We start from the raw sequence: 15133 nt of genomic DNA on the forward strand, positions 1-15133 counted from the left end.
TGAATGAGGGTTAGTTCCATGGCGAACACCGAAAAGACTGTTACGGTCGAACAGATCGGCAGCCCGCTGCGCCGTCCGAAGGACCAGCGCGCGACGCTCGTCGGTCTCGGCCTGAACAAGATGCACCGCCGTTCCACACTGAAGGACACTCCTGAAGTGCGCGGCATGATCAATAAGGTCCAGCATCTCGTTCGCGTCGTCGAAGACAACGCGTAAGGGGTGAGGAGATAAAGACATGAAGCTCAACGAACTTCGTGACAACGAAGGTGCCTCTCCGGAGCGCACACGCGTTGGCCGCGGTATCGGCTCTGGCAAAGGCAAGACCGGTGGACGTGGTGTTAAAGGTCAAAAGTCCCGCTCTGGTGTAGCGATCAAGGGCTTTGAAGGCGGTCAAATGCCGCTTCACCGCCGTCTGCCGAAGCGCGGCTTTACGAACATTTTCGCCAAGGACTACAGCACTGTGTCCGTTGGTCGTGTTCAAAAGGCAATCGACGCTGGCAAGCTGAACGCTTCTGAGACGGTGACCGTCGAAGCGCTGAAGGCTGCAGGTGTGGTCAAGCGGGTCCGTGATGGCGTCCGCATCGTTGCCAACGGTGAACTCACCGCGGCAGTGACCTTTGAAGTTGCCGGTGCCTCCAAAGGCGCTGTAGCAGCGATTGAAAAAGCAGGCGGCAAAGTCGCCGTTCTGGGAGCTCAGGCTTAACAGCCTGGGCTTTTCCCATTTGGCAGCAAGCATCCGACCGGAGTAGGGCATGGCATCGGCCGCCGAGCAACTGGCGTCAAATCTAAATTTCTCAGCTTTCGCCAAGGCTGAAGAACTCAAAAAGCGCATCTGGTTCACGCTAGGGGCGCTTTTGGTTTATCGACTGGGCACTTACATTCCGATGCCCGGGATCAATCCTGAAGCGTTTGCGCAGGCCTTTAGTCAGGCCCAATCTGGCATTATCGGCATGTTCAACATGTTTGCCGGTGGTGCGGTTGAGCGCATGGCGATTTTCGCCCTCGGCATCATGCCGTATATCTCCGCCTCCATTATCATGCAGCTTATGACGACCGTCGTTCCGACGCTCGAGCAGCTGAAGAAGGAAGGCGAGCAGGGCCGGAAAGTCATCAACCAGTACACCCGCTACGGCACCGTTATTCTGGCTGCGTTCCAGGCTTATGGCATTGCGGTTGGCCTGGAAGGCGCGACGAATGTTGTCACCGATCCAGGCTGGTTCTTCCGTGCGTCGACTGTAATCACGCTGGTTGGCGGCACCATGTTCCTGATGTGGCTGGGTGAGCAAATTACTGCCCGCGGCATTGGTAACGGTATTTCGCTGATCATTTTTGCCGGCATCGTCGCAGGCCTTCCGTCTGCGATCGTACAGACATTGGAACTCGGCCGTCAGGGGTCCCTGGCGACTGGTATCATTCTGGCCGTTATTCTGCTGGCAGTTGTCGTGATTGCGCTGATCGTGTTCATGGAACGGGCGCAGCGCCGTCTCTTGATCCAGTATCCGAAGCGTCAGATGGGCAATCGGATGTTCGAGGGTAACACTTCGTTCCTGCCGCTGAAGCTTAACACCGCTGGTGTTATTCCGCCGATCTTCGCTTCATCACTTCTGTTGGTTCCGGCAACGATTTCCGGGTTTAATGCCGGCGGAGGTAACGATGTGTTGACCACCATTACAGCGCTTCTTGGCCACGGCCAGCCGTTGTTCATGGTGTTCTATGCGGCCATGATCATCTTCTTCTGCTTCTTCTACACAGCGATTGTTTTCAATCCGAGCGATACGGCTGACAATCTGAAGAAGCATGGCGGCTTCATTCCGGGCATCCGTCCGGGTGAGCGGACAGCGCAATACATTGACCATGTGTTGACCCGGATTACTGTCGTTGGTGCCATTTACATCACCATCGTTTGTCTATTACCCGAATTCCTCATTTCGGCGACCGGCGTTCCGTTCTATTTCGGGGGGACATCCTTGTTGATTGTCGTGAGCGTGACAATGGATACCGTATCTCAGATCCAGGGTCATTTGCTGGCGCATCAATATGAAGGGCTGGTGAAGAAAGCGAAACTTAGGGGGAGACGCCGATGAGGCTCATTCTGGTTGGACCGCCAGGTGCGGGGAAGGGGACACAGGCTGCGCGGCTTGTTGAGAAATATGGAATTCCTCAACTGTCGACAGGCGACATGCTGCGCGCAGCTGTTGCAGCCGAAACCCCGGTTGGTCTGAAGGCTAAAGCGGTAATGGATGCTGGCGGACTGGTGTCGGATGACATCGTTGTCGGCATCATCCGGGACCGTATCGCCGAAGACGACGCCAAAAAGGGGTTCATCCTGGATGGTTTCCCGCGGACACTGGCCCAAGCAGAAGCGCTTGATCAGATGCTCACCGAAAACAGCTTGAAGCTGAACAGCGTTGTTGAGCTGCGCGTTGACCAAACCAAACTGGTCGACCGGATCATCAACCGGGCTGAAGAAGCAAAGGCTGCCGGTCAGCCGGTCCGCAAGGACGACGACCCGGAAGTCTTTAAACAGCGTCTTGAGGCGTATAACCGCGATACAGCAGTTGTGGTGCCTTACTACGAGAAAACAGGCCTCCTGTCGGTCATCGATGGCATGCAGTCAATCGATGACGTAACGGCTTCGGTTAATTCCGTTCTTCAGGGACTTGACGAGAACGTTTAGAGTCGGTAAACGACCCGCTCTAGCTTACAGTTCAGCCGGTTCCATACCCATGGGACCGGCATTGTCTGTGCCGGGTCTGACCCGGCATTTTCGTACCCTGCAAGGGCCGGCCTCCACCGGACGCGGGGCTTTTTGAAACGCGATCTGGTTTCGGCTGGACCGCAAAAACATGGAGACCAACGTGGCACGTATTGCTGGCGTTAACATCCCGACGAACAAGCGCGTTGTCATCGCGCTTCAGTACATTCACGGCATTGGTGCGAAATTCGCCCAGGAAATCATCGAAAAGAACAACATCGATGCTGCCCGTCGTGTAAACGAGCTTTCTGACGCAGAAGTCCTGCAGATCCGCGAAACCATCGACCGTGATTACATGGTTGAGGGCGATCTGCGCCGTGACACTGCAATGAACATCAAACGTTTGATGGACCTTGGCTGCTACCGCGGCCTGCGTCACCGCCGCGGCCTTCCGGTTCGTGGTCAGCGGACGCACACAAACGCACGTACCCGTAAGGGTCCGGCGAAGCCGATCGCTGGTAAGAAAAAATAATCATAACCTCGATTGGTGGTGGAGCTGCCGGAACTACGGCAGTGACGAGATCAAAACAAGGATACAAGAATGGCTAAAGATACGACGCGCGTGCGTCGCCGCGAGCGCAAGAATATCTCTTCTGGCGTTGCGCATGTGAACTCTACGTTCAACAACACCATGATCACGATCACGGACGCTCAGGGAAATGCGATTTCCTGGTCTTCTGCCGGTGCACTAGGTTTCAAAGGCTCCCGTAAGTCTACACCGTATGCTGCGCAGGTTGCTGCTGAAGATGCTGCGAAAAAAGCAGCTGAACACGGCATGCGTACTCTGGAAGTTGAAGTCCGTGGCCCAGGTTCTGGTCGTGAATCTGCTCTGCGCGCGTTGCAGGCTGCTGGTTTCCTCATCACGTCCATCCGTGACGTGACGCCGATTCCGCACAATGGCTGCCGTCCGCGCAAGCGCCGCCGCGTCTAAGGCTTTCCAGCTTTAGGTACCTGTTTCTCCAAATGGCAAAGAATTGCCCGGCATTGAATTGAACCGGGCGGGATAGCCGAAGGGACGAAAACGTGACCATTCAAAAAAACTGGCAAGAACTGATCAAGCCGACCAAGCTCGAGATCAAGCCGGGTGAAGATCCGCGCTTCTTGGCAACTGTTGTTGCCGAGCCGCTTGAGCGTGGCTATGGCCTGACCTTGGGCAACGCTCTGCGCCGGATTCTGCTGTCTTCCCTTCAAGGTGCAGCGGTAACTGCGGTTCAGATCGACGGCGTTCTGCACGAGTTTTCCTCAATCCCAGGCGTTCGTGAAGATGTCACCGACATCGTTCTCAACATCAAGGAAATCGCCATCCGCATGGAAGGTGAAGGCCCGAAGCGCATGGTTGTGCGCAAGCAGGGACCTGGTGTTGTGACTGCAGGCGACATCCAGACCGTTGGCGATGTGGAAGTGCTCAATCCAGAGCTGGTGCTGTGCACCCTGGATGAAGGTTCAGAAATCCGCATGGAGTTCACTGTCAACACAGGCAAGGGCTATCATTCGTCCGACCGGAACCGTCCGGAAGACGCACCGATTGGCTTGATCCCTGTCGACAGCCTCTATTCTCCGGTCAAGAAGGTCTCTTACAAGGTGGAAAACACCCGTGAAGGCCAGGTTCTTGATTATGACAAGCTGACCCTGACTGTCGAAACCGATGGTTCCGTCAAGCCGGATGATGCCGTGGCTTTCGCCGCACGCATTCTGCAGGATCAGCTCTCCATCTTCGTCAACTTCGAAGAGCCGCAGCGTGAAGTTGCAGAGGACACTGTCCCGGAACTGGCGTTCAATCCGGCACTTTTGAAGAAGGTCGACGAACTGGAATTGTCTGTCCGGTCTGCAAACTGCCTGAAGAACGACAATATCGTGTATATTGGCGATCTCATTCAGAAGACCGAAGCGGAAATGCTGCGGACACCGAATTTCGGCCGCAAGTCGCTCAACGAGATCAAGGAAGTTCTCGCCCAGATGGGTCTCCATCTCGGTATGGAAGTTGCCAACTGGCCGCCAGAGAACATCGACGATCTCGCCAAGCGTTACGAAGATCATCAGTATTAAGGGCGTACGCGTCCTAACGGAGCAACCGGGCAAGTGCTTTAAACAAAGAGCAGACTGCCTGAAAGACAAAGGAGAGGGCCATGCGCCACGGTAAATCCGGCCGCAAGCTCAACCGGACCGCTAGCCACCGCAAGGCTATGTTCGCGAACATGGCAGCGTCGCTGATCAAGCACGAACAGATCGTTACGACCCTGCCGAAGGCTAAAGAAATGAAGCCGATCATCGACAAGCTCATCACTTTGGGCAAGCGCGGTGATCTTCATGCACGCCGCCAGGCAATTTCGCAGATTCGCGACGTTGCTATGGTCAAGAAGCTGTTTGACACGCTGGGTGAGCGCTACAAGGACCGTCAGGGCGGTTACTCGCGCGTTCTCAAAGCTGGTTTCCGCTATGGCGATAACGCTCCGATGGCAGTCATCGAGCTGATCGACCGCGATCCGGAAGCACGTGGCGCAGAAGACCGCGCACGTGTTGAAGCTGAAGAAGCGGCTGAAAACGCAGCGTAAGTCGTACGACTTTCGTTTCAGGAAAGGCGGGCTATCAGGCCCGCCTTTTTTGTTGCGATTTTTTTCGGATGGTCGCGATCTAGCGATTGCAATCGCCACATTATCAATACTTTAACGGTCACTGGGTAGTTTTCTCCCATGTCTCGCGGGGGGACCAGGAGAATCCAATTGACCCAAGCATCTACCTCACCCAAGGCCAGCAAATGGCCAGCCATTCGTTTGTCATTTTTGATTCCGGCTCTCATGGTCTTCTTGACCATCGGTGCCTGTACTGCGGTCGGAGTAATCGGCTACATCAATGGTCGGGATGGATTGCGGGAAGCTGCTGAAGCTGAACTGGGCATGGTCGTCAATGCCAAGTCCGCGCTGCTGGAAGCCAAGCTGGCTTCTATCGAAAATGAAGTCGTCAATGTGGCGACCGGTGCCGGGATCGGTGAAGCACTCGTCAACATGACGAATGCGACCATGAACCTCAGCAAACAACGCCCGGAGATCCTGGAATACTACCAGTCACCGGCGACACCTGAGGAACGCGCCGAAAAACTCGGTGACGATCACAAATCCATGTACTCCTGGCGCCATTCAGAAATCCACGGATCTTTCGTGTCGATTTGGAAGAACGGCGGTTACGGCGATGTCTATCTGATGGACCCCGAGGGCCTGGTGATTTATTCCGTCGCCAAAGGTGATGAATTCCTTACACCTGTTGGTGAAATTGCTGGCGGGGAAAGTGGTTTGAAAACTGCTTTTGAGCGGGCAAAGGAATCTGAAGAAGGTCAGATCGCAACCAGCCAATTTGAAGTTTATGGGCCGGGCGGCAATTCTGCTTCGATGTTTGTTGCAGCGCCAGTATATGTGAATTCCTTTGGTGATATCTCTTTCGGCGGCGTTGTTGCCATTAGAGTAGACGCCGGTGTCCTGGACGGTGTTGTCTCCAATCGGGCTGATCTTGGTCAAACTGGACAAGCTTATGTGGTGAATGGGGAAGGATACTCCCTATCCAATAAGCCGCTGTCTGCAGATGTCACTGCTCTGACGGAACTTAATGAAGGTACTGTCGTGCAATCTGCCTTGGGCGGGTCTGCGGGCGCAGGAATTGAGACTGGGCCAGATGGAGTGGACCGGTTGATGGTTGCCAAACCTCTGACTTTCCAAAACCATCAGTGGGCAGTCGTTGCGGAAAAAACGGTTGAAGAAACCTTTGCCAGCGTGACCTCCATGCGCAACTCCATGGTCATGTGGTCCATGATTGCAATTGCGATTGCCGCTGCCATCGCCATTGTCTTCTCGCGGAACATTACAAAACCGCTGAGCACCCTGGTCGGCGCGCTAACCGCGATTGCAGAAGGTGATCTCAACGCGGAAATCACCGCTGCTCGCCGTAAGGATGAGATCGGAGACATCGGACGTGCTGTTCTGCAAATTCGCCAGAATGCAGCTGAGGAAAACGAACAGCGGGCGGCCGAACAGGCTCAAACCGCCGAGCGTCAAGCTGCGCAGCGCCAGGAAATGCTGGCAAGCCTGGCTGGCGACTTTGAAGCGACTGTAGGTACAGTTGTCGACAAAGTTGCCCAGTCCGCCGCATCCTTGCGCGAATCGGCTGGCAATATGCGGAATATGACCGAGACCGCCGGCGAAACCTCCGCCAAGGCCGCCGGCATGTCGCAGGAAGCTCTGGCAGAGGTCGAATCGATCGCTGCCGCGTCTGATCAGCTGTCCAGCTCCATTCAGGAAATCTCGACCTTGATCGAGCGGTCCTCCAGTGTTGCAGCCGATGCGACCCGCCGCGCGCAAACAACCAACGAAACGGTCAAGTCGCTGGCTGAAGCGGCCAACCGGATCGGTGAAGTTGTTACGCTTATCAGTGACATTGCCGATCAGACCAACTTGCTGGCCCTGAACGCCACCATTGAGGCGGCGCGTGCAGGCGAAGCGGGCAAAGGTTTTGCGGTTGTTGCGTCCGAGGTGAAGGATCTTGCGGCTCAAACCGGTAAGGCGACTGGTGAGATCCAGCAGCAGATTGATGCGATCCGCGGTGCAACCGACGATGCTGTTGGCGCTATTGGCGACATTCAGAAAACCATCGACGAGATCACTCAGTCGGTCAGTGAAGTGGCTGCTGCAGTGACAGAGCAGAGCTACGCAACGCAAGGCATTGCTGAAAACACGCAGCGTGCGGCTGGCGGAACGTCTCAGGTCACTCAGGATGTCCAGAACGTGTCGTCCTTGTCTGAACAAACGAACAGCGCAGCACAGTCCTTCTCCGAAGAAGCGTCCGCAATGGCAAGCCAGGCAGACCATCTGGACGAAGAGGTTCGGAACTTCCTGAGCCAAGTCCGCTCTGCCTAAGTGCAGTCCATAATGCTTTTAGAAAGCCGCGGGTCACTCCCGCGGCTTTTCTCTTTGTATTTGCCTCTCTTCTGACCTATCTGCCATGTAATCAAACTGGAATGACAGATTCGAATAGAGGGGAGCCTTCATGCGTCTGATTAGAACCCGTTCAGCAGGCTATGCGAAAACCGTTGTAGCCGGGCTGATGGCGGTGTGTTGGTTCGGATCAGCCGCTGCCCAATCGCCGCAGCCAACACCTGCAGACCTGCGACTCGTTCCGGAAAGTGCAGCCCAGGTCAAATTGTCCTTCGCGCCGCTGGTCAAGGAAGTAGCACCGGCTGTGGTCAATGTCTATGCCAGCCGGAAGGTCGTCCAGCGCCAGCGGACGTCGCCGTTTTTTGACGATCCCTTCTTTCGCCGATTTTTTGGTCAGCCAAACGGTGGCGGTGACCGGCCGCGTGAACGGGTGGAGTCGTCGCTCGGTTCCGGTGTGATCATCTCGGCCGATGGCACGGTTATCACCAACCATCACGTCATCAAAGGCGCCGATGAGGTGCGCGTCGCTCTCAACGACCGCCGCGAGTTTGATGCAGACATTGTGCTGTTGGACGAGCGCACTGATCTGGCGGTCCTGAAAATCAGGGAAGGGGCCCCGTTTGACCATGTCGAATTCGCCAGTACGGACAGTCTCGAAGTTGGCGATCTGGTCCTCGCCATCGGCAACCCGTTTGGTGTTGGCCAGACTGTGACTCAAGGGATCGTGTCCGCTTTGGCCCGCACACAGGTCGGTGTGACGGATTTCCAGTTTTTCATTCAGACCGACGCGGCAATTAACCCGGGCAACTCGGGCGGCGCTTTGGTCGATATGACCGGCAAGCTGGTTGGCATCAACACGGCGATCTTCTCCAGATCAGGCGGATCCAACGGGATCGGCTTTGCAATTCCTGCCCATATGGCCCGCTATGTTGCCAGGGCCGCTGATCAGGGCGGCAAAGTACAGCGGCCTTGGCTCGGAGCAACAGTGCAGCTTGTGAGCGCCGAAATTGCAGAAGCTCTGTCCTTAGACCGGCCACGCGGTGTACTGGTCACCGCCGTTTTTAACGGCACACCTGCCCATGAGGCGGGTCTTCGGGTCAGTGACTTGGTCGTTGCGGTTGATGGCAAGGAAGTAATAGATCCAAATGCCTTTGGATACCGGTTCGCCACCAAAATGATTGGGGAGAGTTCTGAATTTACGGTTCTACGCTCCGGTAAAGAACAGGTCGTAACCGTCGCCTTGAAACCGGCTCCGGAAACTGTTCCGCGCGATACCCGGGAGTTGATGGAGTTTTCACCTTTTGAAGGCGCAACTGTTATGAACTTATCTCCCGCGGTCTCCCAGGAATTTGGTCTCGCCGGATTGCCGGAGGGGGTCATCATCACAGAAGTAAAAAGGGGGGGCCAAGCGGATAAGGTTGGCATGCGCCCTGGCGATATTGTTCGTGCGGTGAATGATCAGAATGTGAACAGCACCCGCATGCTGGAAACCATAACCAAAACCCCGCCGCGCGTTTGGCGTCTGGAAATCGAGCGCGATGGTATCGTGAACCAACTGGTTCTGCGCTAACAAAGGCTAGGTTTTGAGCGATCTCTTCGAAGCATCTGGATTGGCGGCCTCGGCACCTCGCCCACTGGCTGACCGGATGCGCCCGGCTCAGCTTGACGATGTGGTTGGGCAGGATCATCTGCTTGGTCCTGAGGGCACGTTGTCGCGTATGCTCAAGACCCGGACCCTGGGCTCCCTGATCTTCTGGGGTCCACCAGGGACCGGCAAGACAACGATTGCCCGCCTTCTTGCCAATGAAACGGATCTGGCGTTTGAGCAGATTTCCGCGATCTTCTCAGGCGTTGCGGATCTGAAAAAGGTGTTTGAAGCGGCACGGGCTCGGCGTATGGGCGGACGGGCAACTTTGTTGTTCGTCGATGAGATCCACCGGTTCAATCGGGCGCAACAGGACAGTTTTCTTCCCGTGATGGAAGACGGCACGATTACCCTGGTCGGGGCCTCCACGGAAAATCCGTCGTTTGAGCTGAATGCAGCGTTGTTGTCGCGCTCCCACGTGATGACGTTTCATTCGCTACACCAGCAAGCCCTGGAGCAGCTGCTGGCGCGTGCGGAAGAAACCGAAGAGAAAAAACTGCCGCTGGATGAAGAGGCACGTGCGGTTCTGATCCGCATGGCCGATGGCGACGGACGGTCGGCTCTGACCCTTGCTGAAGATGTTTGGCGCGCGTCCTCTGAGGACGAGGTGTTTGACGCCGAACGTCTTCAGGAAATCGTCCAGCGTCGGGCGCCGATCTACGACAAGAACGCGGACGGCCACTACAATCTCATTTCGGCGCTTCATAAATCGGTGCGCGGCTCCGATCCCGACGCCTCTCTTTATTGGTTTTGCCGGATGCTGGATGGCGGAGAAGATCCGATGTATCTGGCCCGGCGCCTTATTCGCATGGCCGTTGAAGACATCGGCCTGGCCGATCCCAATGCTCTGGTCCAGGCCAATGCCGCCCGCGATGCCTATCAGATGCTTGGGTCTCCGGAGGGCGAGCTGGCGCTCGCCCAATGCGTGATTTACCTGGCAACGGCGCCAAAATCGAATGGGGCGTATGTCGCCTATAAAGCGGCTATGCGCTCGGCCAAAACAAGCGGCTCTCTGTTGCCGCCAAAACATATCTTGAACGCGCCGACCAAACTGATGAAACAGGAAGGCTACGGCGACGGCTACCAATATGACCATGATGCGCCAGACGGTTTTTCCGGTCAGGACTATTTCCCGGAAGATCTTGGCCGCCAGACCTACTACGATCCGCCGGAGCGGGGGTTCGAACGCGACTTGCGCAAACGCCTTGAATATTGGGATAAGCTGCGCAAGGACCGCAGGAGCTGAATTGCCCGGGCTTGCTTGATGTGTTCACACAGCGTCAAGTAAGGCAATCCCTCTATCAAGTAGCCCGATCAACAAAAGACGATTACCCGGCTGTGACCAAGTGTGACCGTTGTTGTTCAGTGTTGCCGCTTTCAACGGGTCAGATCTGATCCCAAATACACCAAACCAAAACTTCCCTGTGTTACGGTAAAGGTATGAGGAATCAGGTGTTCGTAGAATGAAGGAAGTCGAACTCAGATTGGGGCTTGTTCTTTATGGCGGGGTGTCGCTCGCCATTTATATGCATGGCGTTAGCCGGGAAATTCTCAATCTGGTCCGGGCCTCCAGCTACCGTTTGGAACGAAAGAGCAATTCCAATTCCAGAAACAAGCCACCCGAGGAGTTGGGGCCAACCCAAACAGCGTACCAAGATCTACTGGATCTGTTGGCCCCTGTCGCAGATGTTCGTGTCGTGGTCGATGCGATCGCCGGGGCGTCTGCCGGCGGGGTCAACGGCATTATGCTCGGCCGGGCGCTGGCCCATGATCTGCCGCTCGACAGTCACAGTGAGATGTGGCTGGAAAATGCCGATGTGACCCGGTTGGCGCGGCCACAGTCGGGACTGTCGCGCTATTTCAAGATGTCTGTTTCTCCTGTGCTGGACCGTCTGGTGTCGGCGCGATTGTCCCGCCGGATTGAAAGCCCGGAAACCCAGGACAAACTGCGCCAGTTTATGCAGTCCCGCTGGTTTTCGCCGCCATTTTCCGGCGAGCGGTTTATCGGCTGGATGCTGGATGCCAGTTTGAAGATGGAAGTTCAGCGCGACGCGGAACGCACATTGATCCCGCGTGGTCAGACGCTCGATCTTTTTGTCACGATCACGGATTACAACGGCGTTAAGCGGCGGATCTTGCTAGATGATCCTGATTTTGTTGAAGAGTGGGATCACCGCCGGATCTTGAATTTTCACGCCGCACACCGGTCACCGCATTATGTCGACAGCCAGTTCGATGCCCGCTGTATACCTGAATTGGTGTTTGCGGCCAGGGCAACGTCTTCGTTTCCAGGGGCGTTTCCGCCGGCAACGGTCGCTGAAATGGAACGGGTTCTGGCCCGGCGTGATGAGAAATGGCTGAATAAGGATCAATTCCTGGCAAAATGTCTGCGCCTCAGCGATGAAACAATGGCGCGTCATTGTTTTGTTGATGGCAGCGTGGTGATGAACAAGCCTTTCGCACCCGTGATCGATGTCATCAAGGATCGGCCAGCGGCGCGTGAAGTTGCCCGGCGTCTGATCTATGTTGACCCAACCCCGCTTGAGCAGGCCCCGGACGACCAGCGGTCAACAGAGTTGCCCGGCTTTTTCCGTGTGATTCTAGCGTCGCTTGCGCATATTCCGCGCAACGAACCAATTGGCGATGATCTGAAGGAACTGGAACAGAACAACCGCCGCAGCCGCTGGCTGTCGCAACTGGTCGATACTGCCGCGCCTATGGTTCAGGAGGCCGTGTCTGGTTTCCTCCCGAAGCGGCGTGCGATTACCGCCGAAATTGTTGCCAATTGCCGCCGGCAGGCAACGGCCACGGCGTTCGAGCAAGCCGGGTTTGCCTTTCTCAACTATCAATCCCTAAAGCTGCATGCTTTGGCTGAGCGGCTGGCGAAATTGGTGTCCGGCCTTGGCGGAACCGATGAAGCGTCCCGGCAGGAAGAGGGGCTGCTCACGTTGTTCTACGAGCGCTTTAGCGGGATCGCTGCTGCCAGCGCGGATCAGCTGGGACGGACAGATCCAGCCGTGATTGCGCTTCTAAGAGGCCTGGATGTTGATTATCGGATCCGGCGTTTGCGCTTTGTCATCCGCAAGCTCAATGGGTTCTACAATTACGATCCATCGTCCGATTTGCCGCCGCCGGATACCGAAGAACTCGACCGGCTAAAGGGGCTCTTATATGACCAGGTCGATCATTTGACATGGCGATGGCAGGACCGGTTTTATGGCGGCCGCAGCCAGGAACTTGCAGAAGAGCTTTGCGCAGGCGGGCTCACCACGGACAGCCGGGAGGCTGCTGTCCGGCGGTTTCTTGACGGAATGACCCAAATGATGGGGCTGGCCGATCTCGACCGGCTTCAGGACGAGTTGTTTGCCGAAGCTGCTGCCGGTTCGCTCGACAAGGAGCGGCATACAGCTTTGCTCGAGGCCTATATTGGTTTTGGCTTTTACGACCTGATCACCTTTCCGGTGCTCCAGAGAAACGACTTTTCTGAAGTGACGGAAATCCTGGTCGACCGGATCAGCCCGAGAGATGCCGAAAGCCTCTATACGGAAGGCTTTGAGCTCAAGGGTAAGCAACTCAACACGTTTGGTGCGTTTTTTAACCGCTCCTGGCGCGAACACGATTACCTGTGGGGGCGGCTCAATGCGGCTGACCGCCTAGTCAGCGTGGTTTTGTCCTCCATCGGCGATGCTCCGTTACCGCAGCCGGAAGTCAATCAAGCGCGGGCCCGCATTTTCTTGGCGATTCTAGAGGAGGAGCGGGAAAAGCTGCCCGAGATTCAGGAAGAAATCGAACGGATTGATGCCTTGATCCGATCCATTTATCCCGACTTTGCGCACGTGGCGGAAGAAGTTTAGAGCCTGCCGGCAGGCCTACCAAGTTCGTCGTTAGAAATTTTGAATCGGTGGTTCGGCCTTGATTCTCTTCGCTAGTCCGGCGATCACTGGCGTGAACGAAAATTTTGGGGCTGCATAATTGTATCATCTGTTTCTGGTTGTCATTGGCGGCGGGCTTGGGGCTGGCGGCCGCCATCTGGTCTCTTTGGCAACCTTGCGCCTGTTCGGACCGGGCTTTCCGGTCGGAACCATGACCGTCAATGTGGCCGGCTCGTTTATCATGGGGCTTTTCATCGGCTGGCTGGTGAAGCATGAGGCTGCGCATCTGCAGCCATTGCGGTATTTTTTGGCGACGGGCGTCTTGGGTGGGTTCACGACGTTTTCCGCGTTTTCCCTCGACACCGCCGTTCTGTGGGAGCGGGGGGATGTGCAGCTCGCCCTGATCTATGTTCTCGGGTCCGTCGTCTTGTCCATTCTGGCCGTGTTTACCGGCTTAATGCTCATGCGGCTGGGCGGGGCTTGATGCCGTGTTGAGCCGCAAGGCGAACGTTTTCCTTTCCTTTCAGGGCAAATCCGCCTATATGCGGCGCAATGATTTCTTGTCCGTTTGCCGCTGAGCCGACGGCGCAAATGCGCGCACTGCTGAAAGCGTGCTGCCAAACGAGACCAAAATGTCCGCGATTGAACAGAAAAAAGTGACCGCCGATGAGGCGGGCATGCGCCTCGACCGTTGGTTCAAAGCTCATTATCCGGGGCTCGGCTTCGGCCGCCTACAGAAACTCCTGCGGACCGGCCAGGTTCGGGTTGATGGCAAACGCGCTGAAAGCAACACACGCATTGCCAAGGGACAGATGATCCGTATCCCGCCGCTCGGTGTGGATCTGCCGGCAGATGATAAGAAGAACGCCAAGCCCAAATCCACCAAATTGATTGCCGATGACAAAAAAGCAGTCGAAGACATGCTGCTTTATGAAGACAATCAAGTGATGGTCCTCAACAAACCGGCGGGACTGGCTGTACAAGGCGGTTCTGGCTTGAAGCGCCATCTGGATGGCATGCTTGAGGCTTTCACGGACCGCAAGGGCAACAAACCACGTCTGGTGCACCGGCTCGACCGAGAAACCTCTGGTATCATCCTGGTTGCACGCACCCGTCAGGCGGCCCAGGAGCTCACCAAAGCCTTCCGCCACCGCAACACCCAAAAAGTCTACTGGACAATCCTTGCAGGCGTTCCCAAGCCGTTTCAGGGCCGGATCTCAACCTTCATTGCCCGCAATGAAGAGGAAGAGCGGATGCAAATTGTCCGCCAGGGTGGAGCCGACGACGCCCAGCATGCAGTGTCGCTCTATTCGGTCTTTGAAAAATCCGGACAGAAGCTGTCTTGGGTGACCATGAAACCTGTCACCGGCCGGACCCACCAGTTGCGTGCCCATGCGGCCCATATCGGCCATCCGATCATTGGCGACGACAAATACTTCAACATCGAGAACTGGGAACTGCCGGGCGGCATTCAGAACCGCTTGCATCTGCTCGCGCGCCGGATCGTCATTCCCCATCCGTCCGGCCACGGCAAGATCGACGTTTCTGCACCGCTGCCGCCGCATATGCAGCAGACCTGGAACCTTCTTGGATTTGATGTCACCGATTATGATCCGGAAGCCGATGATCCGGATGAGAGTGTGATCAAACGCTGATCGGCTGTTCTTTTATGGTTCGCCGGAACATCGTTGCTGCCATGGCCTAAAACCCTTGAAACAGGGCAGTCAGGATGACAGAGGCAAAGGTGACGACAACAACACCGGCGACCAGTTTCCAGGCGTCTGCGCGTCTTTTCAAGCCCGGCCAGCCAAGCGGTTTGATGACCTGAATCGCTGCAATCAGCAGCAAGAAGACGCCTAGGATTTTTGTCACAAACAGCTCCGGAAGGATCGGGTTGGAGGTGAGCCAACCCATACCCAATCAACCGTTTGATCACAAGCGT

The 15133-nt window shown here is 56.1% G+C and carries 15 protein-coding genes; 14 read left to right on the top strand and 1 reads right to left on the bottom strand.

Annotation, left to right across the window (positions count from 1 at the left end; genetic code table 11):
* The first annotated feature begins 18 nt into the window (after positions 1–18).
* The 14 genes from rpmD to ACOOFE_RS09670 all read left to right on the top strand — a co-directional run bounded on the left by rpmD (position 19) and on the right by ACOOFE_RS09670 (position 14846).
* On the top strand, positions 19–216 hold the full coding sequence (gene rpmD / locus ACOOFE_RS09605; protein WP_006936433.1) for a 50S ribosomal protein L30: 198 nt from the start codon (positions 19–21) through the stop codon (positions 214–216).
* 19 nt (positions 217–235) lie between these two features.
* On the top strand, positions 236–703 hold the full coding sequence (gene rplO, locus ACOOFE_RS09610) for a 50S ribosomal protein L15 (RefSeq protein ID WP_141186224.1): 468 nt from the start codon (positions 236–238) through the stop codon (positions 701–703).
* Between the two features lie 49 nt (positions 704–752).
* Complete coding sequence (gene secY / locus ACOOFE_RS09615; protein WP_141186225.1) at positions 753–2084, top strand: preprotein translocase subunit SecY; 1332 nt, start codon at positions 753–755, stop codon at positions 2082–2084.
* Entirely contained in the window at positions 2081–2677 is a 597-nt protein-coding gene (locus ACOOFE_RS09620) for an adenylate kinase (RefSeq protein WP_420414726.1), read from the top strand. Before secY ends, ACOOFE_RS09620 begins: the two co-directional genes overlap by 4 nt.
* A 181-nt stretch (positions 2678–2858) precedes the next feature.
* Entirely contained in the window at positions 2859–3227 is a 369-nt protein-coding gene (rpsM, locus tag ACOOFE_RS09625; RefSeq protein WP_141186227.1) for a 30S ribosomal protein S13, read from the top strand.
* Positions 3228–3296: 69 nt separating this feature from the next.
* Positions 3297–3686: a 30S ribosomal protein S11 gene (gene rpsK, locus ACOOFE_RS09630; protein ID WP_006936427.1), complete on the top strand. Its 390-nt coding sequence runs from the start codon at positions 3297–3299 to the stop codon at positions 3684–3686.
* A 92-nt stretch (positions 3687–3778) separates the two neighbouring features.
* Positions 3779–4801 (top strand): DNA-directed RNA polymerase subunit alpha, encoded by a 1023-nt coding sequence (locus ACOOFE_RS09635; RefSeq protein ID WP_141186228.1) that lies wholly within the window; start codon positions 3779–3781, stop codon positions 4799–4801.
* An 80-nt stretch (positions 4802–4881) separates the two neighbouring features.
* Entirely contained in the window at positions 4882–5307 is a 426-nt protein-coding gene (gene rplQ / locus ACOOFE_RS09640; RefSeq protein WP_141186229.1) for a 50S ribosomal protein L17, read from the top strand.
* A 168-nt stretch (positions 5308–5475) separates the two neighbouring features.
* Complete coding sequence (locus tag ACOOFE_RS09645) at positions 5476–7656, top strand: methyl-accepting chemotaxis protein (RefSeq protein WP_420414727.1); 2181 nt, start codon at positions 5476–5478, stop codon at positions 7654–7656.
* A 130-nt stretch (positions 7657–7786) separates the two neighbouring features.
* On the top strand, positions 7787–9244 hold the full coding sequence (locus ACOOFE_RS09650; protein ID WP_420414728.1) for a DegQ family serine endoprotease: 1458 nt from the start codon (positions 7787–7789) through the stop codon (positions 9242–9244).
* Between the two features lie 13 nt (positions 9245–9257).
* Entirely contained in the window at positions 9258–10565 is a 1308-nt protein-coding gene (locus ACOOFE_RS09655) for a replication-associated recombination protein A (RefSeq protein WP_420414729.1), read from the top strand.
* 217 nt (positions 10566–10782) lie between these two features.
* Positions 10783–13173 carry a patatin-like protein gene (locus ACOOFE_RS09660; protein WP_420414730.1) on the top strand — a complete coding sequence of 797 codons (2391 nt, stop codon included), beginning with the start codon at positions 10783–10785 and terminating at the stop codon, positions 13171–13173.
* A 118-nt stretch (positions 13174–13291) separates the two neighbouring features.
* Positions 13292–13675 carry a fluoride efflux transporter CrcB gene (crcB, locus tag ACOOFE_RS09665; RefSeq protein WP_420414731.1) on the top strand — a complete coding sequence of 128 codons (384 nt, stop codon included), beginning with the start codon at positions 13292–13294 and terminating at the stop codon, positions 13673–13675.
* Positions 13676–13823: 148 nt separating this feature from the next.
* Entirely contained in the window at positions 13824–14846 is a 1023-nt protein-coding gene (locus ACOOFE_RS09670) for an RluA family pseudouridine synthase (protein WP_420414732.1), read from the top strand.
* Between the two features lie 46 nt (positions 14847–14892).
* Here ACOOFE_RS09670 and ACOOFE_RS09675 read toward each other — a convergent pair whose 3' ends face one another.
* Positions 14893–15105, bottom strand: coding sequence for a hypothetical protein (locus tag ACOOFE_RS09675; RefSeq protein WP_420414733.1), 213 nt, complete (start codon positions 15103–15105; stop codon positions 14893–14895).
* Between the last annotated feature and the right edge of the window lie 28 nt (positions 15106–15133).

This window comes from Roseibium sp., assembly GCF_965216085.1.
Lineage (GTDB): Bacteria > Pseudomonadota > Alphaproteobacteria > Rhizobiales > Stappiaceae > Roseibium.

Excerpts from the sequence above, each read along its gene's own strand:
- rpmD (WP_006936433.1), top strand. The coding sequence starts at position 19 with ATGGCGAACACCGAAAAGACTGTTACGGTCGAACAGATCGGCAGCCCG.
- rplO (WP_141186224.1), top strand. The coding sequence starts at position 236 with ATGAAGCTCAACGAACTTCGTGACAACGAAGGTGCCTCTCCGGAGCGC.
- secY (WP_141186225.1), top strand. The coding sequence starts at position 753 with ATGGCATCGGCCGCCGAGCAACTGGCGTCAAATCTAAATTTCTCAGCT.
- ACOOFE_RS09620 (WP_420414726.1), top strand. The coding sequence starts at position 2,081 with ATGAGGCTCATTCTGGTTGGACCGCCAGGTGCGGGGAAGGGGACACAG.
- rpsK (WP_006936427.1), top strand. The coding sequence starts at position 3,297 with ATGGCTAAAGATACGACGCGCGTGCGTCGCCGCGAGCGCAAGAATATC.
- rplQ (WP_141186229.1), top strand. The coding sequence starts at position 4,882 with ATGCGCCACGGTAAATCCGGCCGCAAGCTCAACCGGACCGCTAGCCAC.
- ACOOFE_RS09650 (WP_420414728.1), top strand. The coding sequence starts at position 7,787 with ATGCGTCTGATTAGAACCCGTTCAGCAGGCTATGCGAAAACCGTTGTA.
- ACOOFE_RS09660 (WP_420414730.1), top strand. The coding sequence starts at position 10,783 with ATGAAGGAAGTCGAACTCAGATTGGGGCTTGTTCTTTATGGCGGGGTG.
- ACOOFE_RS09670 (WP_420414732.1), top strand. The coding sequence starts at position 13,824 with ATGTCCGCGATTGAACAGAAAAAAGTGACCGCCGATGAGGCGGGCATG.
- ACOOFE_RS09675 (WP_420414733.1), bottom strand. The coding sequence starts at position 15,105 with ATGGGTTGGCTCACCTCCAACCCGATCCTTCCGGAGCTGTTTGTGACA.